This window comes from Dankookia rubra (assembly GCF_004355005.1).
Lineage (GTDB): Bacteria > Pseudomonadota > Alphaproteobacteria > Acetobacterales > Acetobacteraceae > Paracraurococcus > Paracraurococcus ruber_A.
In genome coordinates, this window is sequence record NZ_SMSJ01000006.1 from 99,331 (window position 1) to 124,940 (window position 25,610).

The 25,610-nt window shown below is 69.8% G+C and carries 22 protein-coding genes; 10 read left to right on the forward strand and 12 right to left on the reverse strand.

Annotation, left to right across the window (positions count from 1 at the left end; genetic code table 11):
- The first annotated feature begins 45 nt into the window (after window positions 1–45).
- The 5 genes from pufA to E2C06_RS39200 all read left to right on the forward strand — a co-directional run bounded on the left by pufA (window position 46) and on the right by E2C06_RS39200 (window position 4,459).
- Entirely contained in the window at window positions 46–237 is a 192-nt protein-coding gene (pufA, locus tag E2C06_RS07465) for a light-harvesting antenna LH1, alpha subunit (protein WP_133287969.1), read from the forward strand.
- Window positions 238–352: 115 nt separating this feature from the next.
- A complete protein-coding gene (gene pufL, locus E2C06_RS07470; protein ID WP_133287970.1) occupies window positions 353–1,177 on the forward strand; it encodes a photosynthetic reaction center subunit L in 825 nt (274 codons plus the stop codon).
- A gap of 17 nt (window positions 1,178–1,194) precedes the next feature.
- Entirely contained in the window at window positions 1,195–2,169 is a 975-nt protein-coding gene (gene pufM, locus E2C06_RS07475) for a photosynthetic reaction center subunit M (protein WP_133287971.1), read from the forward strand.
- A complete protein-coding gene (gene pufC, locus E2C06_RS07480) occupies window positions 2,166–3,242 on the forward strand; it encodes a photosynthetic reaction center cytochrome PufC (protein ID WP_133287972.1) in 1,077 nt (358 codons plus the stop codon). The genes pufM and pufC overlap by 4 nt, the downstream gene beginning before the upstream one ends.
- Window positions 3,243–3,472: 230 nt before the next feature.
- Window positions 3,473–4,459, forward strand: a complete 987-nt coding sequence (locus tag E2C06_RS39200) for a c-type cytochrome (RefSeq protein WP_193560429.1) — start codon at window positions 3,473–3,475, stop codon at window positions 4,457–4,459.
- Between the two features lie 80 nt (window positions 4,460–4,539).
- Here E2C06_RS39200 and E2C06_RS07500 read toward each other — a convergent pair whose 3' ends face one another.
- Both E2C06_RS07500 and E2C06_RS07505 read right to left on the reverse strand, forming a co-directional pair.
- Window positions 4,540–5,718, reverse strand: a complete 1,179-nt coding sequence (locus E2C06_RS07500) for a vWA domain-containing protein (protein ID WP_133287973.1) — start codon at window positions 5,716–5,718, stop codon at window positions 4,540–4,542.
- A 162-nt stretch (window positions 5,719–5,880) separates the two neighbouring features.
- On the reverse strand, window positions 5,881–6,732 hold the full coding sequence (locus tag E2C06_RS07505) for an AAA family ATPase (protein WP_241671163.1): 852 nt from the start codon (window positions 6,730–6,732) through the stop codon (window positions 5,881–5,883).
- A 142-nt stretch (window positions 6,733–6,874) separates the two neighbouring features.
- Between E2C06_RS07505 and clpS the strand changes: the two genes are divergently transcribed.
- Window positions 6,875–7,180, forward strand: coding sequence for an ATP-dependent Clp protease adapter ClpS (gene clpS, locus E2C06_RS07510; protein ID WP_133287975.1), 306 nt, complete (start codon window positions 6,875–6,877; stop codon window positions 7,178–7,180).
- Window positions 7,181–7,342: 162 nt separating this feature from the next.
- Here the strand turns inward: clpS and E2C06_RS07515 are convergent, their stop codons facing one another.
- The 3 genes from E2C06_RS07515 to E2C06_RS07525 form a co-directional block, all read right to left on the reverse strand.
- Window positions 7,343–8,320, reverse strand: a complete 978-nt coding sequence (locus E2C06_RS07515) for a tripartite tricarboxylate transporter substrate binding protein (RefSeq protein ID WP_133287976.1) — start codon at window positions 8,318–8,320, stop codon at window positions 7,343–7,345.
- A 113-nt stretch (window positions 8,321–8,433) separates the two neighbouring features.
- On the reverse strand, window positions 8,434–9,933 hold the full coding sequence (locus tag E2C06_RS07520; RefSeq protein ID WP_133287977.1) for a tripartite tricarboxylate transporter permease: 1,500 nt from the start codon (window positions 9,931–9,933) through the stop codon (window positions 8,434–8,436).
- A 7-nt stretch (window positions 9,934–9,940) separates the two neighbouring features.
- Complete coding sequence (locus tag E2C06_RS07525) at window positions 9,941–10,408, reverse strand: tripartite tricarboxylate transporter TctB family protein (protein WP_133287978.1); 468 nt, start codon at window positions 10,406–10,408, stop codon at window positions 9,941–9,943.
- A 160-nt stretch (window positions 10,409–10,568) separates the two neighbouring features.
- Between E2C06_RS07525 and E2C06_RS07530 the strand changes: the two genes are divergently transcribed.
- Window positions 10,569–11,525: an AAA family ATPase gene (locus E2C06_RS07530; RefSeq protein ID WP_133287979.1), complete on the forward strand. Its 957-nt coding sequence runs from the start codon at window positions 10,569–10,571 to the stop codon at window positions 11,523–11,525.
- On the forward strand, window positions 11,525–12,901 hold the full coding sequence (locus E2C06_RS07535; protein WP_206664463.1) for a VWA domain-containing protein: 1,377 nt from the start codon (window positions 11,525–11,527) through the stop codon (window positions 12,899–12,901). The genes E2C06_RS07530 and E2C06_RS07535 overlap by 1 nt, the downstream gene beginning before the upstream one ends.
- A gap of 135 nt (window positions 12,902–13,036) precedes the next feature.
- Here E2C06_RS07535 and E2C06_RS07540 read toward each other — a convergent pair whose 3' ends face one another.
- Window positions 13,037–14,335: an alpha-hydroxy acid oxidase gene (locus E2C06_RS07540; RefSeq protein WP_133287980.1), complete on the reverse strand. Its 1,299-nt coding sequence runs from the start codon at window positions 14,333–14,335 to the stop codon at window positions 13,037–13,039.
- A gap of 186 nt (window positions 14,336–14,521) precedes the next feature.
- Between E2C06_RS07540 and E2C06_RS07545 the strand changes: the two genes are divergently transcribed.
- Complete coding sequence (locus tag E2C06_RS07545; protein ID WP_133287981.1) at window positions 14,522–15,148, forward strand: hypothetical protein; 627 nt, start codon at window positions 14,522–14,524, stop codon at window positions 15,146–15,148.
- 18 nt (window positions 15,149–15,166) lie between these two features.
- Here the strand turns inward: E2C06_RS07545 and E2C06_RS07550 are convergent, their stop codons facing one another.
- From E2C06_RS07550 to E2C06_RS07570, 5 genes are all read right to left on the reverse strand, one after another.
- A complete protein-coding gene (locus E2C06_RS07550) occupies window positions 15,167–16,846 on the reverse strand; it encodes a thiamine pyrophosphate-binding protein (protein ID WP_133287982.1) in 1,680 nt (559 codons plus the stop codon).
- A 26-nt stretch (window positions 16,847–16,872) separates the two neighbouring features.
- Window positions 16,873–18,057 carry an acyl-CoA dehydrogenase family protein gene (locus E2C06_RS07555; protein ID WP_206664464.1) on the reverse strand — a complete coding sequence of 395 codons (1,185 nt, stop codon included), beginning with the start codon at window positions 18,055–18,057 and terminating at the stop codon, window positions 16,873–16,875.
- 212 nt (window positions 18,058–18,269) lie between these two features.
- Complete coding sequence (locus tag E2C06_RS07560; RefSeq protein ID WP_133287983.1) at window positions 18,270–19,256, reverse strand: isopenicillin N synthase family dioxygenase; 987 nt, start codon at window positions 19,254–19,256, stop codon at window positions 18,270–18,272.
- A gap of 50 nt (window positions 19,257–19,306) precedes the next feature.
- Window positions 19,307–20,737, reverse strand: a complete 1,431-nt coding sequence (locus tag E2C06_RS07565) for an NAD(P)-binding domain-containing protein (RefSeq protein WP_133287984.1) — start codon at window positions 20,735–20,737, stop codon at window positions 19,307–19,309.
- Window positions 20,738–20,789: 52 nt separating this feature from the next.
- On the reverse strand, window positions 20,790–21,476 hold the full coding sequence (locus E2C06_RS07570) for an alpha/beta fold hydrolase (RefSeq protein WP_165982262.1): 687 nt from the start codon (window positions 21,474–21,476) through the stop codon (window positions 20,790–20,792).
- A 102-nt stretch (window positions 21,477–21,578) separates the two neighbouring features.
- Here E2C06_RS07570 and E2C06_RS07575 point away from each other — a divergent pair, with 102 nt between their 5' ends.
- Window positions 21,579–23,285 carry an N-acyl-D-amino-acid deacylase family protein gene (locus tag E2C06_RS07575; protein ID WP_133287986.1) on the forward strand — a complete coding sequence of 569 codons (1,707 nt, stop codon included), beginning with the start codon at window positions 21,579–21,581 and terminating at the stop codon, window positions 23,283–23,285.
- 2 nt (window positions 23,286–23,287) lie between these two features.
- Here the strand turns inward: E2C06_RS07575 and E2C06_RS07580 are convergent, their stop codons facing one another.
- Window positions 23,288–25,606 carry a xanthine dehydrogenase family protein molybdopterin-binding subunit gene (locus E2C06_RS07580; protein WP_133287987.1) on the reverse strand — a complete coding sequence of 773 codons (2,319 nt, stop codon included), beginning with the start codon at window positions 25,604–25,606 and terminating at the stop codon, window positions 23,288–23,290.
- Window positions 25,607–25,610: the final 4 nt, after the last annotated feature.

Here is a 25,610-nt window from a genome sequence, read left to right on the forward strand (position 1 = left end):
CGGCCGCCTTGTCGCCCGCATCCTGGGGAGAGAACCATGTTGAATATGCACAAGATCTGGATGCTGTTCGATCCACGCCGCTCGCTGGTCCTCGCGGCCATCGGCGTCATCGCGATCGCCTTCGTCATCCACTTCGCGGTGCTCAGCTCACCGCGCTACTGCGACCATCTCGGCTGGTGCGCGCCGACGATGAATGCGCAGCCGGGCGCCGTGGCCGCCCGTCCGCCCGCGCGGTAGTCCGCCGGCGTCCGCTTCACGACAGTGGGCGGGACGGGCGGAAGCCTGCCCCAGCCCCTGTCGGAAGCATCCTGCGACGGCCTGACCGCCGCCGCGCGGATGAGGGGATCATGCGATGTCCATGCTGAGCTTTGAGCAGAAGTACCGTGTCCGCGGCGGCACCCTGGTCGGGGGCGATCTCTTCGACTTCTGGATCGGGCCGTTCTGGGTCGGCTTCTTCGGCATCACCACGGCATTCTTCACCGTGATCGGCACCGCGCTGATCCTCTATGGCGCGGCCATCGGCGGTACGTGGAATCCGTGGCTGATCAATATCGCGCCGCCCGACCTGAAGTACGGCCTCGGCCTGGCGCCGATCCGGGACGGCGGGCTGTGGCAGATCATCACGATCTGCGCCATCGGCGCCTTCGTGTCCTGGATCTTCCGGCAGGCGGAGATCTCGCGGAAGCTCGGCATGGGGTACCACATCCCCGTCGCCTACAGCGTCGCGGTCTTCGCCTACATCTCGCTGGTGGTGATCCGGCCGGTGCTGCTGGGTGCCTGGGGGCACGGCTTCCCCTATGGCATCTTCAGCCACCTCGATTGGGTGTCGAACGTCGGGTACCAGTACCTGCACTTCCACTACAATCCGGCGCACATGATCGCGGTGACCTTCTTCTTCACCACGGTGCTGGCGCTGTCGCTGCACGGCGGCCTGGTGCTCTCGGCGCTGAACCCGCCACGGGGCGAGGCGGTGAAGACCTCGGAGCACGAGAACAGCTTCTTCCGCGACTTCATCGGCTACTCGATCGGCACCCTTGGCATCCACCGGCTCGGCCTCTTCGTCGCGCTGTCGGCCGGCTTCTGGAGCGCCGTCTGCATCATCATCAGCGGGCCTTTCTGGTCGCGCGGCTGGCCCGATTGGTGGGGCTGGTGGCTCAACCTGCCGATCTGGTCGTAAGGGGGAGGGACCGATCCATGGCCGAATACCAGAATATCTTCACCCGGATCCAGGTCATCGGGCCCGCCTATCCCGGTGTGCCGCTGTCGCGCGACAGCGTCGAGCGGCAGGGCAAGGTCGGGCACTGGCACCTGCTCGGCCGGCTCGGCGACGCGCAGGTCGGGCCGCTCTATCTCGGCATGACCGGCCTGCTGTCCGTGATCTGCGGCTTCATCGCCTTCGAGATCATCGGCCTGGTGATGCTCGACAGCGTCAACTGGGACATCCGGCAGTTCGTCCGTCAGCTCTTCTGGCTGGCGCTCGAGCCGCCGGCGCCGAAATACGGCCTGCGCTTCCCGCCGCTGAACGAGGGCGGCTGGTGGATCGTCGCCGGCTTCTTCCTCTCGCTTTCGGTCATCCTGTGGTGGATCCGCACCTATCGCCGGGCCCGCGCGCTCGGGATGGGGACGCATGTGCCTTGGGCCTTCGCCGCGGCGCTCTGGCTGTTCTTTGTCTGCGGCTTCCTCCGGCCGCTGGCGATGGGCTCCTGGTCAGAGGCGGTGCCCTTCGGCATCTTCCCGCACCTCGACTGGACCGCGGCGCTGTCGATCCGCTACGGCAACCTGTTCTACAACCCCTTCCACGCGCTCAGCATCGTCTTTCTCTATGGCGCGACGCTGCTGTTCGCCATGCACGGCGCCACCATCCTGGCGCTCGGGCGCTTCGGCGGCGAGCGCGAGATCGAACTGGCGATCGACCGCGGCACGGCGGCCGAGCGCGGCGGGCTGTTCTGGCGCTGGACCATGGGCTTCAACGCCACTTTCGAGAGCATTCACCGCTGGGCCTGGTGGTTCGCCGTGCTCTGTCCGCTCACGGGCGGCATCGGCATCCTGCTGACCGGCACGGTGGTGGACAACTGGCACCAATGGGCGATGCAGCACGCCTTCGCGCCCTCCTACCCGCCGGAGGCCTTCAACGCTCTGCCTGATCCTGCCCTGGGAGGTGCACGATGAGCTACGCCCTCAAAGCCGCCGGCGCCGCCGCGGCGCTGATCGGCGGCTTCGCGCTGCTCTTCACCTTCGAGCGGCCGCCGATGGATACCGTCCAGCTCGGCTATCGCGGGCTCGGCATCGAACAGGTGGTGAACCCGCGGCTGGAACGCATGACGCTGGCGAAGAACGCCATCCCGGCCGTGGTGCCGCAGGTCGGCGCGGTCGGGCCGAAGGCGAGCGCGGTCTACAAGAATGTCCAGGTGCTGGGGGACCTTTCGGTCACCCAGTTCGCCCGGACCATGGCGGCGCTCACCGGCTGGGTGGCGCCGGAGCAGGGGTGCAACTACTGCCACAACCCCAACAACATGGCCTCCGACGAGATCTACACGAAGGTCGTGGCACGGCGCATGCTGCAGATGACCGCCCGGATCAATGCCGAGTGGAAGAGCCATGTGCAGGAGACCGGCGTCACCTGCTACACCTGCCACCGCGGCCAGCCGGTGCCGGCCTATTCCTGGGCGCACAACGACACCCCGCCGCGCTCCGCGGGCCTCTCGGTCGGCACGGCGGGACAGAACCTGGCCAGCGGCTCGGTCGGCCTGACCTCGCTGCCCTATGATCCCTTCACGCCCTATCTCAGCGGCAATGCGCAGATCCGGGTGCAGACCCCGGCGCCGCGCGTCATGCCGGTGAAGCCCGGCATCAAGGATGCCGAGTGGACCTACGGGCTGATGATGCACATGTCCACCTCGCTGGGGGTCGTCTGCACCTACTGCCACAACTCCCGCGCCTGGTATTCCTGGGAGGAGAGCCCGCCGCAGCGGACCAATGCCTGGCACGGCATCCGCATGGTGCGGGACGTGAACAACAACTTCATCACTCCGTTGCAGCCGCAATGGGCGGCCAATCCCTATGGCCCGCCGACGGGTCCGGTCCAGCCGCGCGTCGGCCTGCATGGCGACCCGCTGAAGGTGAACTGCGGGACCTGTCACCAGGGCGCCTATAAGCCGCTGCTCGGCGTCTCCATGCTGCAGGATTATCCGGAGCTGAACGCGGTGACCAACATCGACGCGCCGCCGCCGATCCGGCAGTAGTCGCGGCCCGGTTCGCCGGGTCGGCACCGGACAGGGCCGGTGCCCCGCCGCGGCGGGGGCCGGCCCTTGCCAATTCAAGGGGGCGAAAGGGGGCCTGCCGCACCCCCCAATCGCCGCCGGGGTGGGTTGCGACCTGCGTCGCTTCGGCTATATCCATGCGCGGTTGCCTACCGTGCCCAACCGGCGCGCGGTGCCATTCGTCCGTCGCGTTGCCAAGGACGCCATCGCCGATGAGCTCGCTTGAACTGAACAAGGCCTTCGCCGCCGTCCTGACGGCCGGCATCACCTTCATGTTGGCCGGTCAGGTCGGCAAAATCCTGGTGCATGGCGAGCGTCCGCACGAAAGCGCCATCAAGATCGGCGAGACCGCCGCGCCCGCCGGCGCGCCGGCCGCCGCGCCTGCCGGGCCGGAGCCGATCGCCGGCCTGCTGGCCAATGCCAGCGTCGAGAACGGCCAGGGCATCGTGCAGAAGCAGTGCGCCGCCTGCCACAGCGTGAATCAGGGCGGCAAGAACGGCGTCGGCCCCAACCTTTACGGCGTCGTCGGCGCGCCGCACGGCCATGCCGAGGGCTTCAACTACTCCGCGGTGCTGAAGTCGAAGCAGGGCCCCTGGAACTACCAGGAGCTGAATGAGTGGCTGTACAAGCCCTCCGCCTACGCGCCGGGCACCCGGATGGGCTATGCCGGCCTGAGCAATACCCAGCAGCGCGCCGACGTGATCGCCTACCTGCGCTCGATCTCGCCGAATGCCCCGCCGCTGCCGCCGGCCGGTGCCGCCGCGGCGCCGGCCGCCGCCCCGGCTGCCGCCGCTGCTGCTGCTGCCCCCGCCGCCGCTCCGGCCGCGGCCGAGGCCGAGATCCCGGCCGTCGGCCCGCTGATGGCCAGCGCCGATCCGGAGAAGGGCGGCGCCCTGTTCCGCCGCCAATGCGCCGTCTGCCACAGCGCGAACGAGGGCGGGAAGAACGGCGTCGGCCCGAACCTCTACGACGTGGTCGGCAAGCCGCATGGCCACCTGGAAGGCTTCAACTATTCCGCCGCGCTGAAGGGCAAGCAGGGCCCCTGGAACTACGAGGAGCTGAACCATTGGCTGCTCGCCCCGGCCAAGTATGCCCCGGGCACCCGGATGGGCTTCGTCGGGCTGAAGGACGTGCAGGACCGGGCGAATGTCATCGCCTACCTGCGCAGCCTGTCGCCCAACCCGCAGCCGCTGCCCTGAGCCGCGCCTGACACCCAGGAAAAACCCCGGCAGCCGCGAGGCCCCGGGGTTTTTTCATGTCCGGACGGCGGGGGTTGGTGCTACCGGCTCAGTTCCCGCGTCATCGCGTCGATCCCGCCGAGGGTCAGCGGGAACATGCGCTGCTCCATCAGCTTGTGCAGGATCTGCGCCGACTGGTAGCGCGGCCAGGCCGCCTCCGGCATCGGGTTGAGCCAGGCGCTGCGGCGGAAATGGCCGGTCATGCGGTCCAGCCAGACCTGGCCGGTCTCCTCGTTCCAGTGCTCAACGCTGCCGCCGGGCTGGATGATCTCATAGGGGCTCATCGCCCCGTCGCCGACGAAGATCGCCTTGTAGTCCGGGCCGTATTTCCGCAGCACCTCGAAGGTCGGGACCTCGCTTTCCTTGCGCCGGCGGTTGTTGGTCCAGAGCCGCTCGTACGGACAGTTGTGGAAGTAGTAGTGCTCGAGGTGCTTGAACTCCGCCCGGCAGGCGGAGAAGAGCTCGGCGCAGACCCGGATGTGGTCGTCCATCGACCCGCCGATATCGAGGAAGAGCAGCACCTTCACCGTATTGTGCCGCTCCGGCACCATCTTCAGGTCCAGCGTGCCGGCGTTGTTGGCCGTCGCCCGGATGGTGTCGGGCAGGTCGAGCTCGGTCGCCGCGCCCTGCCGGGCGAAGCGGCGGAGACGGCGCAGCGCCAGCTTCATGTTGCGGGTGCCGATCTCGATGTCGCCGTCGAGGTCCTTGAACTCCCGCTTGTCCCAGACCTTCACCGCGCGGCGGTTGCGCGATTCCTCCTGGCCGATGCGGACGCCCTCGGGGTTGTAGCCATGGGCTCCGAACGGAGAGGTGCCGCCAGTGCCGATCCACTTGCTGCCGCCCTGGTGGCGGCCCTTCTGCTCGGCCAGGCGCTGCTTCAACAGCTCCATCAGCTTGTCGAAGCCGCCGGCGGCCTCGATCGCCGCCTTTTCCTCCTCCGACAGCAGCTTCTCCGTCAGCTTGCGCAGCCATTCCTCCGGCAGTTGCTGCATCGGGTCGCCCTCGGGCGGCTCGAGTCCCTTGAAGACCTCGCCGAAGACGCGGTCGAAGCGGTCGAGCAGGCGCTCGTCCTTCACCAGCGTGGCGCGCGACAGGTGATAGAAGTCGTCGACGCTGTAGTCGGCGACGCCGGACTTCATGCCCTGCAGCAGGGTGAGGTATTCGGTGATGCTGGCCGGGATGCCGGCGGTGCGGAGCGCGAAGATGAACTGGGCGAGCATCGAACGTCTCCCGGAGAAGATCGGGGAGAGAAGGCATTCTCCCCCCGGACCCCCCTCATCTATTTCTGTGAGTCGGGACCCGACTCGGAAAAAGCGGTGAGTGGGGGTTTGGGGGGTCGAGCACCGAAGGTGATCAACGGTGCCCTCTCTCCCCCAAGGACCTCACCGCCCCTGCTGCCGCCGCGACAGGAAGGCCAGCCGCTCGAACAGGTGCACGTCCTGCTCGTTCTTCAGCAGCGCGCCGTAGAGCGGCGGGATGGCGGTCTTCGGATCCGAGGACCGCAACACCTCGGGCGGCAGGTCCTCGATCATCAGCAGCTTCAACCAGTCCAGCAACTCGCTTGTCGCCGGCTTCTTCTTCAGCTCGGTCACGCCGCGGACCTGGAAGAAGACGTTCAACGCCTCCCGCGCCAGCTCCTGCTTGATGTCGGGGTAGTGCGCCTGGACGATCTTCTCCATCGTCTCGCGGTCGGGGAAGCGGATGTAATGGAAGAAGCAGCGGCGCAGGAAGGCGTCCGGCAACTCCTTCTCGTTGTTCGAGGTGATGATGACGACGGGGCGGTGCTTCGCCACCACCGTCTTCCGCGTCTCGTAGACGAAGAACTGCATGCGATCGAGCTCGAGCAGCAGGTCGTTCGGAAATTCGATGTCGGCCTTGTCGATCTCGTCGATCAGCAGCACCTGCGGCCGGTCGGCCTCGAAGGCGTCCCAGAGCTTGCCGCGGACGATGTAGTTGCCGATGTCGTGGACCCGCTCGTCGCCGAGCTGGCCGTCGCGCAGCCGGGAAACGGCGTCGTACTCGTATAGTCCCTGCTGCGCCTTGGTGGTCGACTTGATGTGCCACTCGATCAGCGGATGGCCGAGCGAGGCGGCGACCTCGTGCGCCAGCACGGTCTTGCCGGTGCCGGGCTCGCCCTTCACCAGCAGCGGGCGCTGCAGCGCGACGGCGGCATTGACCGCGACCTCCAGGTCGCGCGACGCGATGTAGCTCTCGGTGCTCTTGAAGCCGGCCACGCCAGGCCCTCCCGCCATTCCATCGTGAGAGTGTGGTCATCCGCCCGTCGCGGCAAGGGCATTGGCGGAAGGCCGGCCCGGGTGTAAGCCGCGGGGCTTCGGTGGGCCATAAGCGGCCCGACAGCTTGGCCGGAGGGCTAGGATGAACGATCCGATCACCGTTTCGCGTACCAAACCGGAGCTGAAGGTCGAGCGGCCGAAGCTGCACAAGGTCCTGCTGGTCAACGACGACTTCACCCCCCGACACTTCGTGGTGCGGGTGCTGCGGGCGGAATTCCGCATGGGCGAGGAACAGGCCGGCCGGGTGATGATGACCGCGCATCGGCGCGGCGTCTGTGTCGTGGCGGTCTTCACCAAGGATGTGGCGGAGGAGAAGGCCACCGCCGCAACGGATGCCGGGCGGCAGGAGGGCTACCCGCTGCTCTTCACGACGGAGCCGGAGGAATGAGGTCGGGGAGGGAAACAGGCATGCCCTCCCCGGACCTCACCCTTCCTTTTTGTGGGTCGGCTGCCGCCGCGCAGCGAGTGCTGGACCCACAGAAATAGATGAGGGGTTGGACGCATGCGTCCAGCGGGGGAGAATACCTTCTCCCCCAGCCTTCCCGCCGGTTCAGGCCTTGGCCAGCCCGGCTTCCTTCATCGCATTGCCCAGCGCCGCGTCGGCCTCGGCCAGCGCCTTCCCGGCGCCCGCCGCATCGGCATAGACCAAGCCGAAGCCGCGGGCGTTCATGAAGTCCTGGTATTCCTTGCTGTCATAGACCTTCTTCAGCGCGGGGCCGACGGCCGCCACCACCTCGGCCGGCAGGCCGGCGGGCCCGGCGATGATCCGCATGGCGCCGGTGGTGAAGCCGATTCCCATGGCTTCCTGCAGGGTCGGGATATTGGGGAAGGCGGAGAGCCGCGCCGGCGCCATCACCGCCAGGCTACGGGCCCGGCCGGCATCCAGCATGGCGCGCGCCTCGGGCACCGAGCAGGTCGTGAAGTCGAGCCCGCCCGCCGCCAGGTCCTGCATCGCCGGCGCCGCGCCGTTCGACGGCACCCAGCGGACGTGGTCGGCCTTCAGCCCCATGGCGATCAGCCAGCCGGCCAGCGCCAGGTGCCAGATGCCGCCCTGGCCGGTGCCGCTCGCCTTGAACTTGCCGGGCGGGCTGGCCTTGATGGCCTCCGCCAGGTCCTTGGCCGTCTTGTAGGGGGAGGAGGCATTCACCTGGATGCCCGGCGGGTCGTTGTTGAGCTGCCCCAGCGGAGTGAAGTTCTTGTAGGTGACCTCCGTCAGCCCCTGCCAGTGCAGCATGCAGATCTCGGAGGTGATGATGCCGAGTGTGTAGCCGTCCGGGTTGGATTGGGCGATCGCGGCATGACCGACGACGCCCGAGCCGCCGGTGCGGTTCACCACGTTGAAGGGCTGGCCGAGGTCGCGCTCGAGCAGCGTCGCGGCGATGCGGACCACGGCATCGGTGCCGCCGCCGGCGGCCCAGGGGCAGAGCAGCTGCACCGGGCGGGCCGGCCATTTCGGCTGGGCGAGGGCGGGGGCCGCCAGCAGGGCGGCGCCGCTGCCGAGCAGGGTGCGGCGGGAAAGCTCGATCATGGGTGGTCTCCTCCTCGGGCGCCCCACCCGGCGGGGTGCCTCGTTGCGTCGATAGCTAGGGCAGGTGGCCACCGGGCGGCAATGCCCGGTGGCGGAACTTTGCGTGACCGGTCTTAACCCGCGGCCAGGCGGCGGCCGCGGGTGCGGTTCCAGATCCAGACGCCGAGCGGCCAGAGCAGCGCGCCGAAGGTCAGGGCCGCCAGCACGCCGGAAACCGGGCGCTCGAAGAAGGGCAGGATGTCGCCGTCCGACTTGATGAGGGATGTGACGAAATTCTGCTCCACCATTGTCCCCATCACGATCCCCAGCACCAGCGCCGCCACGGGATAGCCGTTGCGCTCCATCACGAAGCCCAAGATGCCGAAGACACCGACCAGCAGGACCGAGAACAGGTTGCTGCCGGTGGCGAAGGCACCGACCGCGCAGAGCAGAAGGATCACCGGCATCACTGCCGCCCGCGGCGCCCGCAGCACGGTGCTGGCGATCCGAATCATGATGATGCCGAGCGGGATCATGATGATGTTGGCGATGATGAAGATGAGATAGAGCGCGTACATGCTCGACGCCCGCTCGGTGAACAGCGTCGGGCCGGGGTTCAGCCCCTTCATGTAGAGCACGCCGATGGCGATCGCCGTGATGGTGTCGCCCGGGATGCCGAAGAGCAGGCTCGGCACCCAGCCCGAGGCGAGCGAGGCGTTGTTGGAGGCGCCCGCCTCGACCAGCCCTTCCGGGTGGCCGGTGCCGAAGAGCTCCGGCTCCTTCGAGAACTTCTTGCTCATGGCGTAGCTGACCCAGGCCGCCATGTCGGCCCCGGCGCCCGGCAGCACGCCGATGATGATGCCGATGATGTTGCCGCGCCACATCGGCCATTGGTACTTCTTGGTCAGCATCCACTGGTTCGCCAGGATGGAACCGAACTTCCGCCGGGGCAGCGGCGGCGGCTCCGCCGTCACCATCGCCCGCATCACCTCGGACACCGCGAAGACGCCGACCAGGGCCGGGATCGGCTCGATCCCGCCCAGCAGGTCCGTGAGCCCGAAGGTGAAGCGCGGCGTCCCCGCCGGGTTCTCCATGCCGATGCAGGAGACCAGCAGGCCGAGCAGCATGGAAGCGATGGCCTTGATGGGCGAGGACCGCGCCACCAGCGTCGCGCACATCAGTCCGAGGAAGGCGAGCCAGAAATACTCGTAGGTCGAGAAGGACAGCGCCATCTCGGCCAGCAGCGGGGCCATCAGCACCAGCGACAGGGTGCCGACGACGCCGCCGATCGCCGAGAACCAGAGCCCGGCACCGAGCGCCATCTCCGCCTGGCCCTTGCGGGTCATGGCATAGGCTTCGTCCGTGTAGGCGGCGCTGGCGGGCGTGCCGGGGATGCGCAGCAGGCAGCCCGGAATATCCCCGGAGAAGATCGCCATGGCCGAGGCCGTGATGATCGTGGCGATCGCGGCGATCGGCGAGAGCCAGAAGGTCACCGGCACCAGCAGCGCCGTCGCCATGGTGGCGGAAAGGCCGGGCAGCGAGCCCACCACCAGCCCGTAGATGGCCGAGGCCAGGATGGCGACGACGACATCGACCTGCGCGACCATGCGGCAGGCTTCGAGAAGGTCCATCATGTCGGGGTCACCACGGGGCCGGCAGGACGCCCGCGGGCAGCGGCACCCGCAGCAGCTTGTAGAAGGCGAGATGCACCAGCAGCGGCGCGACGATTGCCAGCGGCACCGCCAGCCGCGGCCGGGCGCCGAGCGCGAAGGCGGCGACCAGCACCATGATCGCCCCGGTCAGCAGGAAGCCGAGCGGCTCCGAGGCATAAACGTAGAAGGCCAGCAGCGCGGGCGGGATCAGGGCGCGGAGGCCGCCCAGCCGCCAGGGGCCGGGGCCGGCATCCTCCTCCTCCGGCACCTCGAAGCTGCGGCCGACGCCGAAGGCGATGAGGGCGCCGCAAATGACGAGGCCGCTGCCGATGACGAGGGGGAAGGCGGCCGGCCCGACATCCTGGCCGGGCACCGCCGGCAGGCGGGACCCCACGATGGCGGCCGCGCCGCCCAGGGCCACGAGGACCGCGCCGGTGACCCGGTCGGACAAATGCACCGAAATCTCCTGGGACTGTTTCCTTGGAGCACAGTCTAGACGAGTGGGCGGATCGCTCCAGACCCCCCGGCGCGGATTTGTCCGCCGGCCCCGGCCGGGCCATGATGGGGGAAAGCGGCAACGCCGAACCGGAGACGTCCCCCATGAGTCGAACCGCAGCATGAGCATCGCCTGGCACGGGTTGCTGTCCTCGATCGATGCCACCGAGGCCGGGCTGCAGGGCGCCGGCTATATCGCCAACCGGCAGATCTCCACCGCCCTCTACCTCGCCCACCACCTCCGCAAGCCAATCCTGGTCGAGGGGCCGGCCGGCGTCGGCAAGACCGAGCTGGCCAAGGCCGCGGCATCCTGGCTCGGCCTCAGCCTCATCCGCATGCAGTGCTACGAGGGACTTGACGAGTCGAAGGCGCTGTACGAGTGGAAGTACGGCAAGCAGCTGCTCTACACCCAGATCCTGAAGGACCGGCTGGGCAGCGTCCTCGGCGAGGAGCCGGGGATGGAGGCGGCGATGCGCCGCCTGCACGGCGTCAGCGACCTGTTCTTCTCCGAGGAATTCCTCGAGCCCCGCCCCCTGCTGCGGGCGCTGCGGGAGCCGGGCGGGGCGGTGCTGCTGATCGACGAGGTCGACAAGGCCGACCAGGAATTCGAGGCCTTCCTGCTCGAGCTGCTGTCGGACTACCAGGTCAGCATCCCGGAGATCGGCACGGTGAAGGCCGACATCGCGCCGATCGTGCTGCTGACGTCCAATTCCATGCGCGACCTGGGCGATGCGCTCAAGCGCCGCTGCCTGCACCTGCATATCGGCCTGCCGGATGCGCGGCTGGAGGCTCGGATCATCGCCTCCCGCGTCCCCGACGCGGCCGAGGACCTGCGGCGGCAGCTTGTGGCCTTCGTGCAGCAGCTGCGCGGGCTCGACCTGAAGAAGCTGCCCTCGGTCAGCGAGACCATCGACTGGGCGCGGGTGCTGGTGCTGCTGCATGCGGCGCAGCTGGACCACGCCATGGTGCGGGACACGCTGAACGTGCTGCTCAAGTTCGAGAGCGACATCGAGGCGGTGCAGCCGCAGATCGCCGACCTGCTGCTGAAGGCGAAACGGGAGGCGGTCCCGGTACGCTGATGGCCAGCGCTTCCATGGAAGGCCCGCTGCTCGACTTCTTCCGCGCCGCCCGCAGCGCCGGGCTGCGGATCTCCCCGGCCGAGAGCATCGACGCGACCCGGGCAGCGCAGGTCGTGGGCTTCGCCGACCGCGATCGGCTGCGCGACACGCTTGCCATCGTCATGGCCAAGACCGTGGAGGAAAAGCGCGAGTTCGGCGCGATCTTCGACCTGTTCTTCAAGCGCGGCCACTTCTCCGCCGGGGCGGAACCGGAGACGGAGGCGCCGCCGGGGCCGCAACCCCCGCCGGGCGGCGAGGCCGGCGGCGGCGAGGGCGAGGGCAACGGGGGTGGCGGCGGGCCGCTGGCGGAGATGCTGCTGGCCGGCGACCAGGCGGCGCTGGCCGCGGCGGTGGAGCGGGCGGGGCAGGAGGCCGGCCTGTCCAACATCGCGCTCTTCACCCAGGTCAACCTCTTCACCCGCCGCATCCTGGAACGGATGGGGCTGCAGGCGCTGGAACGTGCCATCACCGCCGCGCCGGAAGCCGAGCGGACCGGCCGCCTGCGCCAGGGCCGCGACCGGCTGCGGGAGCAGGTGAAGGAGTTCGTCGAGCAGAACCTGGCGCTCTATGCCCGCGGCGAGACCGAGGCCTTCCGCGAGCGGATGCTGACCCAGACGCGCCTGTCCGCCATCGATCGGCGCGACCACGAGCGCATGCGGCTGCTGGTCCGCGCCATGGCCCGCCGTCTGGCGACGCAATACGGCCGCAACCGCAAGCGCGACCGCCGCGGGGTGCTGGACGTGCGGCGGACGCTCCGGCGGAACATGGGCTGGGACGGGATCCCCTTCCACACCATCTGGAAGCAGGAGCGAATCCAGAAGCCGAAGCTGGTGGTGCTCTGCGACGTCAGCGGCTCGGTCGCCGCCATCGCGCAATTCCTGCTGCTGTTCCTCTATTCGCTGAACGAGGCGCTGTCCGACCTGCACGCCTTCGCCTTCTCCGGCAACCTGGTCGATGTCTCGGAGATCCTCGCGCGCAACCCGATCGAGACGGCGATCCCCGAGGTCATGGCGCGGGCCGGCTTCGGGTCGTCCAACTACGGCATGGCACTGGCGGATTTCGAGGCCGCGCACATGCGACTGCTGGACAGCCACACAACGGTCATCGTGCTGGGCGACGGACGCGGCAACCGAACCGACCCGCGCACCGACATCCTGACCCGCATGGCTGACCGGTCGAAGCAGATCGTCTGGCTGAACCCGGAATACCGCACGCTGTGGGGGACGGGGGATTCCGACATGCTGCGCTATGCGCCGCATTGCCGGGTGACGGCGGTGTGCAACACGCTGCAGCACCTGGAGAGGGTGATCGGGGAACTTCTGCGAGACGGCGGCTGAGGCAAGGTTGGGGAAGGAAAGGTATTCCCTCCCCAAGCCCCTCCCTTCCCCTTTGTGAGTCGGGCGCCGACTCGGGAAAAGGGATGATGGGGGTGGACGCATGCGTTGAACGGGGAGAATACCCTTCCCCCGGCCTTACCCCACTCGGCGCCTCGGCGCCTCGACCCCCGCCGCGTTTCCTTCCGGCTCGAACCGCACGGCATTCGGGTGCAGCACCGTCGCCGTCGTCACCTCCGCCACGCTGCGGATGCCGGCCTGGCCGAAGGTGCCGCGGATCTCCTCCATGAAGGCGGCCGTTGCATGGCCGCCACCGGCTTGGCCGATCGCCGCGACCGAGAGCAGAAAGGCCCGCCCGGCAAAGCAGAAATCCGCCCCCGCCGCCAGCGCCCGCAGCACGTCGAGCCCGGAGCGGATCGAGCCGTCATAGAGGATCTTCGCCCGCCCGCCGACCGCGGCCGCGATCGCCGGCACCGTGTCGATCGAGGCCGGCGCCGCATCGAACTGCCGGCCGCCATGGTTCGAGACCCAGATGCCGTCGACGCCGAGTGCCACGGCGCGTTCCGCATCCGCCGGATGCTGGATGCCCTTCAGCACCAGGGCGCGCGGCCAGGCCTCCCGGAACCGGGCGATGTCGTCCCAGGTCACGCCGGTGGTCATGTTCTGCGTGACGAAGCTGGCCAACTCGCCGACCGAGGCAGTCTCGCCGACGTATTTCCGCATGTTCTCGAAGCGCGGCTGGCCCTTCTGCAGCATCTCCAGCGCCCAGAAGGGCGCGCGGGCGATGTCGAAGATGGTCCGCGGCCGGAACCTGAACGGCACCACCAGCCCGTTGCGCACGTCGTGCACCCGCTTCTGCCGCATCGGCACGTCGAGCGTGACGACCAGCGCATGTGCGCCCACCGCCTCGGCCCGAGCGATCATGTCGAGGGACAGCCGGTGGTGTTCGGCCGGCATGCCATAGAGCTGGAACCAGAGGCTGTCGGGGGCGATCCGCGCCAGTTCCTCCATGCCCACGTTGGCGACGGTGGACGATACATAGGGGATGCGCGCGGCCTGCGCCGCGGCGGCCAGGATGGCATCCGCCCGCGGCCAGACCATGCCGACATTGCCCATCGGCGCGACGCCGACCGGGGCCCCATAGTCGCGGCCGAAGATCGAGGTGGCGATGTTGACGCCGGAAAGGTCGACCGCATAACGCGGCACGATCCGCACCGCGTCCATCGCCGCCCGGTTGTGCGCCACGTTCGGCGCGCCGTCGCCGACGCCGCCCGCCACGAAGTCGTAGGCGAAGCGGGCGACGCGCCATTTCGCCCGGCGCTGGAGATCGTTGAAGGTGGGGTACTTGCGGCGCAGCTGTGCGGCCGGCGTGTCCGCGGCGCCGGTTGCACCCCAGCCCGCTGGCTTGCCCGTATTGCCCGTGCCACTGCCGCTCATGCCGCATTTCCCCCCATCCGTTGCGGCGATTATGCACCCTTGCGGCGGGGCGGAAAGCGGCCGCCGCCACCGGGACGCCTCACGCCGAGATGACGCATGAATTCGTTGCAACGGGCGACTATACTGGTCCGACGCCGTTGAGGCCGGGCCCTTCACCGTTCGGTGCAGCAGGAGACTTCCAGCATCATGGCCTTCGACCGATCCCGGCCCGCCTTCGCCCTGCGCGCGGCCCTGTTCTGCCTGCCGCTTCTGGCGGGCTGCACCCCGCCGCAGCAGCCACCGAATGGCTGGGCCACGCTGCCGAACGATGCCGTGGTGGGCGCCGGCGACCCGGTGCGGGCGGCAATGATCAATACCGCCTATGTCTTCGGCAACCCCGGCAGCGTCGCCGGCCGGCCCGATCAGGCGGCGCGCGCGGTCGCTAACTATACGTTCCTGACGGTCGAGCTGCCCTACGGCCCGCGCTGGCGCGGCTTCAACCCGAATGTCTCGACCGAACTCGGCTTCGGCATGCGGGAAGTGCAGGCGGCCTTCGGCATCGCGCCGAACGTGCCGACCCAGGCGGTGGTGGATGGGCTTTACGGCGCGTCCCGCGCGCTGCGCGCCGGCGATGCCGCGGCGGCGGAGCGCATCCTCTCGCCGCCGGTCTTCACCCTGGGCGGCGCCGCGACGGTGCAGCGCCTGGCCGCCATGCCGGTGCTGCCGCGCGCCGCGGCCGGGGCGAACCTGGCCCTGCAGGAGATGGACCGCCAGGACCGGCTCGGCTCCTCGCGCGGCAACGACGGCGGCGGCGGCGGCAGCGGCCGGCCGTAGCAGGGCGGGCGCGAGCGGCTATTCCGCCGCCCGCTTCGCGTAGATGCCCATGTTGTTGTAGGGCGCATAGGGCGGGAAGGCTCCGATCGCGGTCATGTCCACCTCGACCAGGCTCGGACCCGGGGTGGCGACGGCCTTCGCCACCGTCCCGGCCAGTTCCTCGGCCCGGCTGACCTTGAAGCTCGGCAGGCCGGCGACGGCGGCCAGCTTCTGCAGGTCCGGCCCCAGCAGGTCGCCGAAGAACATCCGGCCGTCCTGCAGCGCGCCCTGGATATGCTTGATGACGCCGTAGCCGCGGTCGTTCATCACCATGATGACCAGCTCGGCACGTTCCTGCACGGCGGTCCAGAGCTCGGTCTGGTTCATCGCGAAGCCGCCGTCGCCGACCATGGCGATGGCCTTGCGGCCGCCGCCCGCCATCGCCGCGCCGATCCCCATCGGCAGGCCCGGGCCGATCGCCGCGCTGATCGGGTGGACCGCGTCGCGCGGGCCATAGACCGGGAAGACCCGGTTGCCCCAGGAGGAATTGCTGATGGTGATGTCGCGCACCCAGAGCGCATCGCGCGGCAGGGCGCGGCGCAGCTCCGCCGGGAAATCGGCATAGGGGCCGAGCGTGTCGCGGTATTCCGCCAGCGCCCGCTCCTTCATCGCCGCGAAGTCGGCGGCGAAGCCGGGATCGACGGCCATGCGCCCCTGCAGCCGCTTCGCCAGCCCGGCCATGGCCAGCGCCGCGTCGCCGCAGACGAAGGCGGTGTTGCCGTAGGTGCGGCCATTGGCGCGGGGGTCGACATCGACATGCACGCGCGGCTCGGGCAGGGGCAGGGAGAAATCCCCCGTCTCATGCCCGCGCAGGCGGGAGCCGACGACCAGCATGGCGTCGCAGGTCTTGTAGAATTCCTGCACGCGCGGCGCACCGTTGCCATGCAGCCCGCCGAGGGTCATCGCATGGTCCTCGGCCACGATGCCGCGCCCGTTCCAGGACGACACCGCGCCGAAGCCGAGCGCCAGCAGCGCCAGGGCCTCGGCGCCGGCGGCCTTGGCGCCGTTGCCGAGCCAGAGCATCGGCCGCTTCGCCCGGGCCAGGATCTCCGCCGCCTCGTCGAGCGCGGCTTCCGATGGCGGCGTGGGCGGCGGCACCGGAAGGACCAGCGTGTCCAGCTGCGCCGGGCGCGGGATGGGCGTGCGCTGGATGTCGATCGGCACCTCGACGCTGACCGGGCCCATCGGCGGCGTGAGGGCCAGCGCCGCGGCGCGGGTCAGCACGCCCAACGCCTCCTGCGCCGAGCGGATGCGGAAGGCGGCCTTGCCGACGGCGGCAAGCATCGCGGTCTGGCCGGGCACGTCGTGCACCGTGCCCATGTCGCGGTCGATGAACTTCGTCGGCGTCTGGCCGGTGATGTGCAGCACCGGGGAGCCGGCGAACTGCGCCTCCACCAGGCCCGGCACCGTATTGGCGGCGCCCGGCCCGGTCGAGGAGAACATCACCCCGAGATGCCCGGAGACCCGCGCATAGGCATCCGCCATGTGCGCCCCGCCCATCTCGCCCCGCGCCATGCAGTAGCGGATGGCGTTGCGCCGGCCGATGCCGTCCAGCATCGGGATATTGTGGACGGAGACGATGCCGAAGCAGGTGGTGACGCCGATGCGCGAGAGGAACTCCGCCACCAGGTCGCCGACATTGTAGGCGTTGTCCGCCATGCTTGTTTCCCCCCGAAGGTCGCGGATCAGATGCCGTTCTTCAGCACCCGCTTGGCGATCGCCATGCGGTGCACCTCGCTCGGGCCTTCGTAGATCCGCTGCACCCGGACCTGGTTGGCCATGAGCTGGAGGGGCAGCTCCTTCGTCATGCCCATGGCCCCGAAGGTCTGCATAGCGTGGTCCAGCACCTCCTGCGCCATCTCGGTGGCGAAGACCTTCAGCATCGAGGCCTCGGTCCGCACGTCCTCGCCGGCGCCCATCTTCGCCGCGGCATCGCGCACCATCAGGCGGCAGATGTGGATCTTGGTCGCGGCCTCGGCGATCCACCACTGGATCGCCTGGCGGTCGGCCAGCTTGACCCCGAAGGTGGTGCGGTTCTTCGCCTGCTCGCACATCATGGCCAAGGCCCGCCGCGCCATGCCGGTGCAGCGCGCGCCCATCTGCAGCCGGCGCACGTTCAGCCGCAGCTGCATCGGCGCATAGCCCTCGCCGAGCTTGCCCAGCACCTGGGCGTCGGCGACGCGGCAATCCTCGAAGACCAGCTCGTAGGTCCGCCTCCCGCCGATCATCGGGATCTCGCGCTCGATGACGAAGCCCGGAGTGCCGCGGTCGACGATGAAGGCGGTGACACCTTCCTGCCGCTTGCCCTCACCCGTCCGCGCCATGAGGATGATGAAGTCGGCCCGGGGCACGCCGCTGACCCAGATCTTGCGGCCGTTGATGACCCAGCCGTCGCCATCCCTGACCGCGCGGGTGGTCATCCCCGCCGGGTCGCCGCCGGCCCCGGGCTCGGAGATGGCGATGGAGGAGCGCATCTCGCCGCGCGCATACGGGTCGAGGTAGCGGCGCCGCTGGTCCTCGTTCGCCACCGCCTTCAGCATGTGCAGGTTGGGGCTGTCGGGCGGGAAGAGGAAGGGTGTGACGGTGCGGCCCATCTCCTCCTCGACCGCCATGAGGGCGGCCAGCGGCAGGTCGGCGCCGCCGAACTCCTCGGGTACATCCAGGCCCCAGAGGCCGAGCTCCTTGCAGGTCTTCAGCAACGGGGCCTCTTCCTCCGGCGTCAGCCCGTAGCGCTGGCCCTCGGATTCCCGCTTCAGCACCGCGGCCTCGAGCGGCATCAGGTCGCGCTCGACGAACTTGACGACGAGGTCGCGCACCATCCGGTGCTCCTCGGCCAGTGCCGGAATCCCGCCCATATTGAAGCCGTCCATGGCCCGTTTCCCCAAAGAGTCGCCGTTGGCGGGGAGATTAGACCCGGGCGGCGGCGGGCGCGAAGCCCCCAAAGGCCGGGGAGAAGGTATTCTCCCCGGACCCCTCATCTATTTCTGTGAGTCTGGCATTCGCCGCGCGGCGGCACCCGACTCCCAGAAAGGAAGGGAGGGGTCCGGGGAGGGAATACTTTTCCTCCCCGGCCTTGCTGCCATCAGACCTCGGCTGGCGCTTGCCGATGGGCGAAATTCGCCTGGTTCAGCTTGCGGCGATGATCCTCGTACAGCAGCGGCTCGTAGCACGCCGGGTTCTCCGCCGAGACGCAGCTCGGTACCGGGCGGATCACCGCGTCGTTGTCGGGGCCGAAGAAGAAGGGAATGGCATAGCGCATCTCGTTGGCGGCATTCACCACCCGGTGCGGTGTCGGTGCGAAGCGGTTGTTGGAATAGCGGCCGAGCATCTCGGCCGTGTTCACCACGAAGGTGCCGGGGATGGCCGGCGGGCGCAGCCACTCGCCCTCCCGGGTCCGTACTTCCAGCCCGGGCAGGGCCGATTGCGCCAGGAAGGTGATCAGGTTGGTATCGATATGCGGGGCGAAGCCGAAGCGGCCCTCCTCGGGCTCCGGCTGCGGCTGGTAGCGGATCAGCCGCAGGGTGCAGGCCGGGTCGCGGAAGTCGCCGGCCAGGTAGTCCCGCGGCATGCCGAGCGCCATGGAGACCACCGGCAGCAGGCGCAGGGCCAGGGCCTCCATCGCTGTGAAATAGGCCAGCGTCGCCTCGCGGAAGCCGGGCAGGCCGGGCGGCCAGCGGTTGGGCGCGACGAAAGGCTTGCCGGCGAGGATGTCCGGGTGGTCGGGGCCGCGGTCGCGGATAATGTAGAAGCTCTCGTTCAGGTTGGGCTTCTTCACCTCGGCCACCCTGCTGGTGCGGATCACCTGCGCCCCGGTCGGCAGGAAGCCGATGTTGAGCGCACCCACCTTGAGCGACAGCTTGACCTCCTCCGGCAGGGCGAAGAAGCGTGCCGCGGCCTCGAAGCAGCCGGCCGGCAGGGCCGGGTCGATGCCGTGGCCGGACAGCACCAGGAAGCCGGTATCCTCGCAGGTCCGGGCGACGCGCTCGGCCAGCGCCTCCGCCGCGGCGGGCTCGCCGGCCAGGGTCGGCGCGATGTCGAGGACGGGGATACGACCTTCGGCGAGGCTCATGGTGGTCTCCGCGCTGCTCGGGGCATCCCAGCACGGGATGGCGCGGCCGGCTACTCCGCGGCGATCCGCGCCGGGTCCAGCCGCACCTGCTTCAGGTCATAGGCCAGCAGATCGTCGTAGAGCCGCGGCATGTTGGCCTCGAACAGGCCGCGCGTCACCCCGGCGGCGACCCGCGGCGCGGCGATGCTCATCGCGTTGATCGAGCTCCCGGCGGGGCCGAAGGACAGGCTGGTTCCGATCCCGAACAGGTGGATGTCGCGGATCCAGGGCGTCTCGCCCGGGCGCTTCTCGGCGAAGGAGCTGTCGGGGTTCAGGTAGGGGAAGCGGCCGATGCGCTCGTCGGCCTCCTCGGGTGGCGGCGCGTAGCGGTCGTGCCATTGCGCGATGTTGCCGGCGCAATGCTCCAGTTCCGGCACCGCGCCCGGATCCATCCGCACGCCGGTGCCGCAGATCAGGAAGTCGGCGGCAAAGTCGCCGCGCGGCGTCGCCAGCACGGCACGGCCGTTCTCGGCCCGCGCATCGGTCCAGGGCCGGCCGAGATGCATGGTGAAGTTGGGGAAGCGGCTGGCGCGGTCGTAGGTGTCCTGCGCGAAGCCTTCCCGCATCCCGAGGATCTTCGCCATGAACCGCCAGCGCCAGGCGTCCGGCATCTCGTGCAGGTGCTTCAGGAAGCCGGCAAAGGTCAGCCAGCGATAGGGCTGCACGTCCATCGGCTCGGCACGGCGGCAGAACAGGTGAACCTCGGCCGCGCCGGCTTCCAGCGCCACCGCGGCATTGTCGAAGGCGGAGGCGCCGGCCCCGAGCACCGCCACGACGCGGCCAGCGAGCGCGGCGAAGTCGATCCCGTCGGCCGCATGGGCGCGCAGCGCGGCTGGCAGCGCCGCGACGAATTCCGGCATCCACCAGTGCCCGATCCCGACCTGCCCTGTCGCCATGACCACCTTCCGCGCCAGCAGCGGCCCGCGGCTGGTCTCGACCGCCAGGCAGGGCAGGCCGTCATCGGTGCGGGCGGGGGAGATCGCGCCGGCAGCGACGCCATTGCGCACGGGGATGCCGGTGACCCCGCGGAACCAGCCGAGGTAGTCCTGCCAGCGCTCCTTCGGGATCCAGGGCATCGCCGCGAAATCCGCCTCGCCCCACTGCGCCTCGTGCCAGGCCTGGTAGGTGAGGGCGGGCAGCTTGAGGTCCGGGCCGATCTGATCCTTCGGCGAGCGCAGGTTGTGCATCCGGGCATAGGTGACCCAGGGACCCTCCCGCCCCGACGGGGCGCGGTCCACCACCAGGATGTTGTCCACCCGGTCGCGCCGCAGGGCATGCGCGACGGCCAGGCCGCATTGCCCGGCGCCGATCACCAGGCAGTCCAGCACCGGTGCCCCGCCGCTGGTCTTCGGCACCAGCCAGGGCGCGCGCGGATGGGCCGTCAGCGCCAGCTCGCGGGCAACATCGGCTTCCAGCTCGGCGAGGGTATGCGGCGCGGGCATCGGGCACTCCTGCTGCGGTGCAAGATAGGCCCGGGGCGGCGCATCGCAACGATTACTCGGCGATGAGCCCGGCCAGGGCCGCCGGCTCGCTCAGCATCGGGTAATGGCCGGTATCCAGCTCATGCCAGGCGGCCCGAAGCGCCTGCTGCAGCCGCCGCTGGTGCGCGACCGGCGGGTTCTGGCTGCGGCGGCACCAGACCACGCTGGCCTGCCAGGGCATCGACCAGAAGCGCGGCAGCACCACCGGCGCCGTCATGGGGAGGATCGGGTGCTGGCAGATCCGCTCCAGCGTCCAGGCGCGGGTCCCGGCATCCAGCTCGGCGAAGAGCCGACCCTCGGCATCCGCCCGGCTCGGCCCGCTGGTCAGTTCGGTGTTCACCGCGGTCGGCCGGGCGACGATGTCGGGCAACTTCTCGCCATCCTGCAGCGCCAGGGCATCGGCAAAGACCAGTCGGCCGATGCGCTCCGGCGCCAGCTCAGCCAGCTTGCACATCACCATCCCGCCGGTCGAGGTGCCGGCGACCACCGCATCCCGCCAATCCTCGTGGAACAGCAGGGAGGCCAGTTCCTCCGCCTGGCTCTCGGTGGTGATGCGGGGGCGGATGGCATGCGCCCGCTCGGCGCAGCCGTCGAGGCTGGGGGCAAGCACCAGGTGGCCCGCGGCGCGCAGCCTGGCGGCGACCCGGGTCCAGATCCAGCCGCCCTGATAGGCGCCGTGGATCAGCAGGATATTGGCCACGTTACGGTATCTCCCTCTTTCCGGGCATGATGCGCCGCGCGGAAGTCGGTTGACAGGCCCGTCCCCCGGCCCATCCTGCCGGCAAAGCGAGGGAGACGTTCCATGCCCGATCTGGATATGGTGATCCGCGGCGGCACCGTGGTGGATGGCGGCGGCGGCAAGCCCTTCGAGGCCGATGTGGCGATCGCCGGCGGGAAGATCGTCGAGGTCGGCAAGGTGGCCGGGCGTGGGACGGAGGAGATCGACGCCCGCGGCAAGATCGTCACCCCCGGCTTCGTCGACATCCACACCCATTACGACGCCCAGGCCACCTGGAGCAGCCGGATCGACAGCAGCAGCTACAACGGCGTCACGACGGCGCTGATCGGCAATTGCGGCGTCGGCTTCGCGCCCTGCCTCCCGGCGCGGCGCGATGCGCTGGTCAAGCTGATGGAGGGCGTCGAGGACCTGCCCGAGGTGGTGCTGGCCGAAGGCCTGCCCTGGAGCTGGGAGACCTTCGGCGAGTTCATGGACACGCTCGACGCGCGCCACTACGACATGGACATTGCCGCGCAGGTGACGCACGCGCCGCTGCGCGTCCACACCATGGGCGAGCGGGCCGCGGCGCATGCGGTGGCGACGCCGGCGGAGATCGCCGAGATGGCACGCCTTGCGGCCGAGGGGATCCGTGCCGGCGCGCTGGGTTTCTCGACCTCCCGCGCCATCGCCCACAAGACGCTGGACGGGCGGCATATCCCGACGCTGGGGACGCCGGAGGACGAGCTGGAGGCGATCGGCCGCGCGGTCGGCGAGGCCGGGGCGTCCTGGATGCAGGTGATCTCCGATTTCGATGAGCCGGAGGACGAGTTCGCCCGGCTGCAGCGCATCTGCACGGCGTCCGGTCGTCCCATGACCTTTTCCCTGCTGCAGCGGGAGAGCCGGCCCTGGCTCTGGCGCTTCCTGCTGGAGAGGATCGAGGCGGCGAACCGCGAGGGCATCCGGATGACCGGGCAGGTCATGGCCCGCCCGGTCGGGCTGATGTTCGGCTTCGAGCTGTCGCAGCACCCCTTCGTGGCGAAGCCCTCCTGGCAGGCGGTCGCTAACCTGCCCTTCGAGCAGCGGATGCAGGCGCTGCGCGACCCCGAAATCAAGGCACGGCTGCTGGCGGAGGAGATCGCCGACCCGGCGATACGGGCGCGGCTGAATACCTGGGACATGATCTTCAGGCTGGGCGATCCGCCGGATTACGAGCCGCTGCCGGAGACCAGCCTCGGCGTTACCGCCGCACGCCGCGGCATGGCGCCGGCCGAGCTGGCCTGGGAATGGATGATGGAGCAGGGTGGCCGCGCCATCCTCAACCGCCCGATCATCAACTACGCCGATGGCGACCTGGAGGCGGTGCGGACCATGGTGGAGCATCCGCAGACGCTGATGGGCCTCGGCGACGGCGGCGCGCATGTCGGCATCATCTGCGACGCGTCGTCCACCACCCACATGCTGTCCTACTGGACCCGCGACCGCACCCGCGGGCCGAGGCTCCCGCTCGAATTCGCCGTGAAGCGCCTCACCCGCGACAACGCGATGGCGCTTGGCCTGGCGGATCGCGGCCTGGTGGCGGCGGGGAAGAAGGCGGACATCAACGTCATCGACTACGACCGGCTGCAGGTGAAGGTGCCGGTGATGCGCTACGACCTGCCGGCCGGCGGCAAGCGGCTGGTGCAGCGCGCCGATGGCTACACCGCCACGCTGGTGAACGGTGCCGTCACCTACCGCGATGGCGAGGCGACCGGCGCGCTGCCCGGCCGCCTGGTGCGGGGCGCGAAGGCGTAGCGCTACCCGCGCATCGCTGCCCAGACCCGCTCCGGCGTCAGCGGCATCTCGAGATGCGTGACGCCATGTGGCCGCAGTGCATCCACCACCGCGCCGACCAGCGCCGGCAGCGCGCCGACCGTGCCGGCCTCCCCGGCGCCCTTGACGCCGAGCGGGTTGGTCCTGGTCGGCACCGGGTTGCTCTTCACCAGGATGTCGGAGAAGTCGCTGGCGCGCGGCATCGGGTAGTCCTGGAAGCTCGCCGTCAGCAACTGGCCCCCGGCGTACAGGATCGCCTCGCCGAAGACCTGGCCGAAGCCCTGCGCCACGCCGCCATGAATCTGCCCCTTCACCAGCAGCGGGTTGATGACGGTGCCGACATCATCGACGACGGCATAGGCCAGCAGCCGCGTCTCGCCGGTCTCGGGGTCCACCTCCACCTCGGCCACATGGCAGCCGTTCGGGAAGGTTGCGTCGCCCGGCCGGGTCACCAGCGCGGCGCCGAGGCCGAGCTCCGCCCCGTCCGGCAGCGCGCCGGGCACGTAGCTGGCCTTGGCCACCGCCTCGAGCCCGAGGCCCCGGTCGGTGCCCACCACGCGGAAGGTGCCATCGGCGAATTCCATGTCCGCCTCAGCCGCTTCCAGCAGGTGCGCGGCGATCTGCTTGCCGCGGGCGATCACCTTCTCCGCCGCGCCGACCAGCGCGCCGCCGGCCGCCATCATGCTGCGCGAGCCGATGGTGCCGCGGCCATGCGCCACCACGTCCGTGTCGCCGAACTGGATCCGCACCCGGTCCGGCGCCAGGCCGAGCTGCGAGGCGATGATCTGGCGGAACACCGTTTCATGCCCCTGGCCGTGGTTGTGGCTGCCGAGCAGGATGGTGGCGGTGCCGCCGGAATCGAAGCGGATCTCGGCGCCTTCCTCCAGCGGCTTTCGGTGCGGTCCGCCGGCGCTCTCGATCGCATTGGCGATGCCGATGCCGCGCAGCATGCCGCGTGCGTCCGACTGCGCGCGTCGCGCCGGAAAGCCGTCCCAATCCGCCGCCTGCATCGCCAGCGCCTGGTTGCGCGGGAAGTCGCCGCTGTCATAGGCGTAATCGAGGCCGGTCTGGAACGGCATCTCCTCCGGCCGGATCATGTTGCGGACGCGGATCTCCGCGCGGTCCATGCCGAGCTTGCCGGCGGCGAGGTCGACCAGCCGCTCCATCGCATGGATCGCCTCCGGCCGCCCGGCGCCGCGATAGGGTGCGGTCGGCTGGGTATTGGTGAAGTAGCCCGTCACCTCAGTGCAGATATGCGGCGTGCGGTAGACGCCGGCGAGGCCGCCCACGTTGTTGGTCGAGGAGACCGGCCCCTGCCAGGCGAGATAGGCGCCCATGTTCGACAGCGTGCGCACCCGCATCGCCAGGAAGGTGCCGTCCGCCGCGACGGCAAGCTCGGCGGTCGAGACATTGTCCCGGGCATGGCTGTCGCTCAGGAAGCTCTCGGTCCGCGTCGCCGTCCAGCGCACCGGCCGGCCGAGCCGCCGCGCCGCCAGCAGGCAGAGCACATGCTCGGGGAAGGGGCTCTCCTTCATCCCGAAGCCGCCGCCGACATCGGGAGAGACGATCCGCAGCCGGTTGGAGGGGATACCGAGCGCGAATTCGGCGATCTCGTTCCGCATCACATGCGGCAGCTGCGTGCCGGTATAGAGGGTGTAGCGGTCCTCGATCGGGTCGTGCGTCGCCAGCGCATTCCGCGGCTCCATCGGATTGGCCGAGACGCGGCTGATCCGGTAGTCGAGCGCGACGACATGCGCCGCCCGGGCGAAGGTCGCCTCCACCGCGGCGAAGTCGCCCAAGGAGAAATGGAAACACTCGTTGTCCGGCGCGAAGTCGGGCCAGACCGCCGGCGCGCCCGTGCGCGCCGCCTCGGCCAGGTCGGTGACGGAGGGCAGCGGCTCGTAGCCGACCTCGATCCGCTCGGCCGCATCCTGCGCCGCGGCCGGCGTCGTCGCCACCACGGCGGCCATCGCATCGCCGACATGCCGCACCGCATCGGCCGGCAGCACCCGCCAGGGCGGCTGCACCAGCGGCGAGCCGTCCCGCCGGTGCCGCGGCGTGACACAGCGTAGCCGCGCCGGTATGTCGAGCTCGGCCGCGGTGAGCACCAGCAGCACGCCCGGCATAGCGCGGGCCGCCGTGGTGTCAATGGCGGTGATGCGGGCCGCGGCGTGCGGGGAACGCAGGACGTGCAGGTATGCCGCGCCCGGTGCCGCGATGTCATCGACGAAGCGGCCGGCACCGCGCAGGAAACGCGCATCCTCCACCCGCCTGACCGGCGCGCCGATGCCGATATCCGTCATGTCG

Bases quoted from the DNA above. Each gene is read 5' to 3' on its own strand.
- E2C06_RS07530 (WP_133287979.1), top strand. From the start codon at position 10,569: ATGAGCATCGCCTGGCACGGGTTGCTGTCCTCGATCGATGCCACCGAG.
- pufA (WP_133287969.1), top strand. From the start codon at position 46: ATGCACAAGATCTGGATGCTGTTCGATCCACGCCGCTCGCTGGTCCTC.
- clpS (WP_133287975.1), top strand. From the start codon at position 6,875: ATGAACGATCCGATCACCGTTTCGCGTACCAAACCGGAGCTGAAGGTC.
- E2C06_RS07520 (WP_133287977.1), bottom strand. From the start codon at position 9,933: ATGATGGACCTTCTCGAAGCCTGCCGCATGGTCGCGCAGGTCGATGTC.
- pufL (WP_133287970.1), top strand. From the start codon at position 353: ATGTCCATGCTGAGCTTTGAGCAGAAGTACCGTGTCCGCGGCGGCACC.
- E2C06_RS07550 (WP_133287982.1), bottom strand. From the start codon at position 16,846: ATGGCGGACAACGCCTACAATGTCGGCGACCTGGTGGCGGAGTTCCTC.
- pufC (WP_133287972.1), top strand. From the start codon at position 2,166: ATGAGCTACGCCCTCAAAGCCGCCGGCGCCGCCGCGGCGCTGATCGGC.
- pufM (WP_133287971.1), top strand. From the start codon at position 1,195: ATGGCCGAATACCAGAATATCTTCACCCGGATCCAGGTCATCGGGCCC.
- E2C06_RS07515 (WP_133287976.1), bottom strand. From the start codon at position 8,320: ATGATCGAGCTTTCCCGCCGCACCCTGCTCGGCAGCGGCGCCGCCCTG.
- E2C06_RS07540 (WP_133287980.1), bottom strand. From the start codon at position 14,335: ATGAGCGGCAGTGGCACGGGCAATACGGGCAAGCCAGCGGGCTGGGGT.
- E2C06_RS07545 (WP_133287981.1), top strand. From the start codon at position 14,522: ATGGCCTTCGACCGATCCCGGCCCGCCTTCGCCCTGCGCGCGGCCCTG.
- E2C06_RS07565 (WP_133287984.1), bottom strand. From the start codon at position 20,737: ATGCCCGCGCCGCATACCCTCGCCGAGCTGGAAGCCGATGTTGCCCGC.
- E2C06_RS07560 (WP_133287983.1), bottom strand. From the start codon at position 19,256: ATGAGCCTCGCCGAAGGTCGTATCCCCGTCCTCGACATCGCGCCGACC.
- E2C06_RS07580 (WP_133287987.1), bottom strand. From the start codon at position 25,606: ATGACGGATATCGGCATCGGCGCGCCGGTCAGGCGGGTGGAGGATGCG.
- E2C06_RS39200 (WP_193560429.1), top strand. From the start codon at position 3,473: ATGAGCTCGCTTGAACTGAACAAGGCCTTCGCCGCCGTCCTGACGGCC.
- E2C06_RS07500 (WP_133287973.1), bottom strand. From the start codon at position 5,718: ATGCTCGCCCAGTTCATCTTCGCGCTCCGCACCGCCGGCATCCCGGCC.
- E2C06_RS07535 (WP_206664463.1), top strand. From the start codon at position 11,525: ATGGCCAGCGCTTCCATGGAAGGCCCGCTGCTCGACTTCTTCCGCGCC.
- E2C06_RS07555 (WP_206664464.1), bottom strand. From the start codon at position 18,057: ATGGACGGCTTCAATATGGGCGGGATTCCGGCACTGGCCGAGGAGCAC.
- E2C06_RS07575 (WP_133287986.1), top strand. From the start codon at position 21,579: ATGCCCGATCTGGATATGGTGATCCGCGGCGGCACCGTGGTGGATGGC.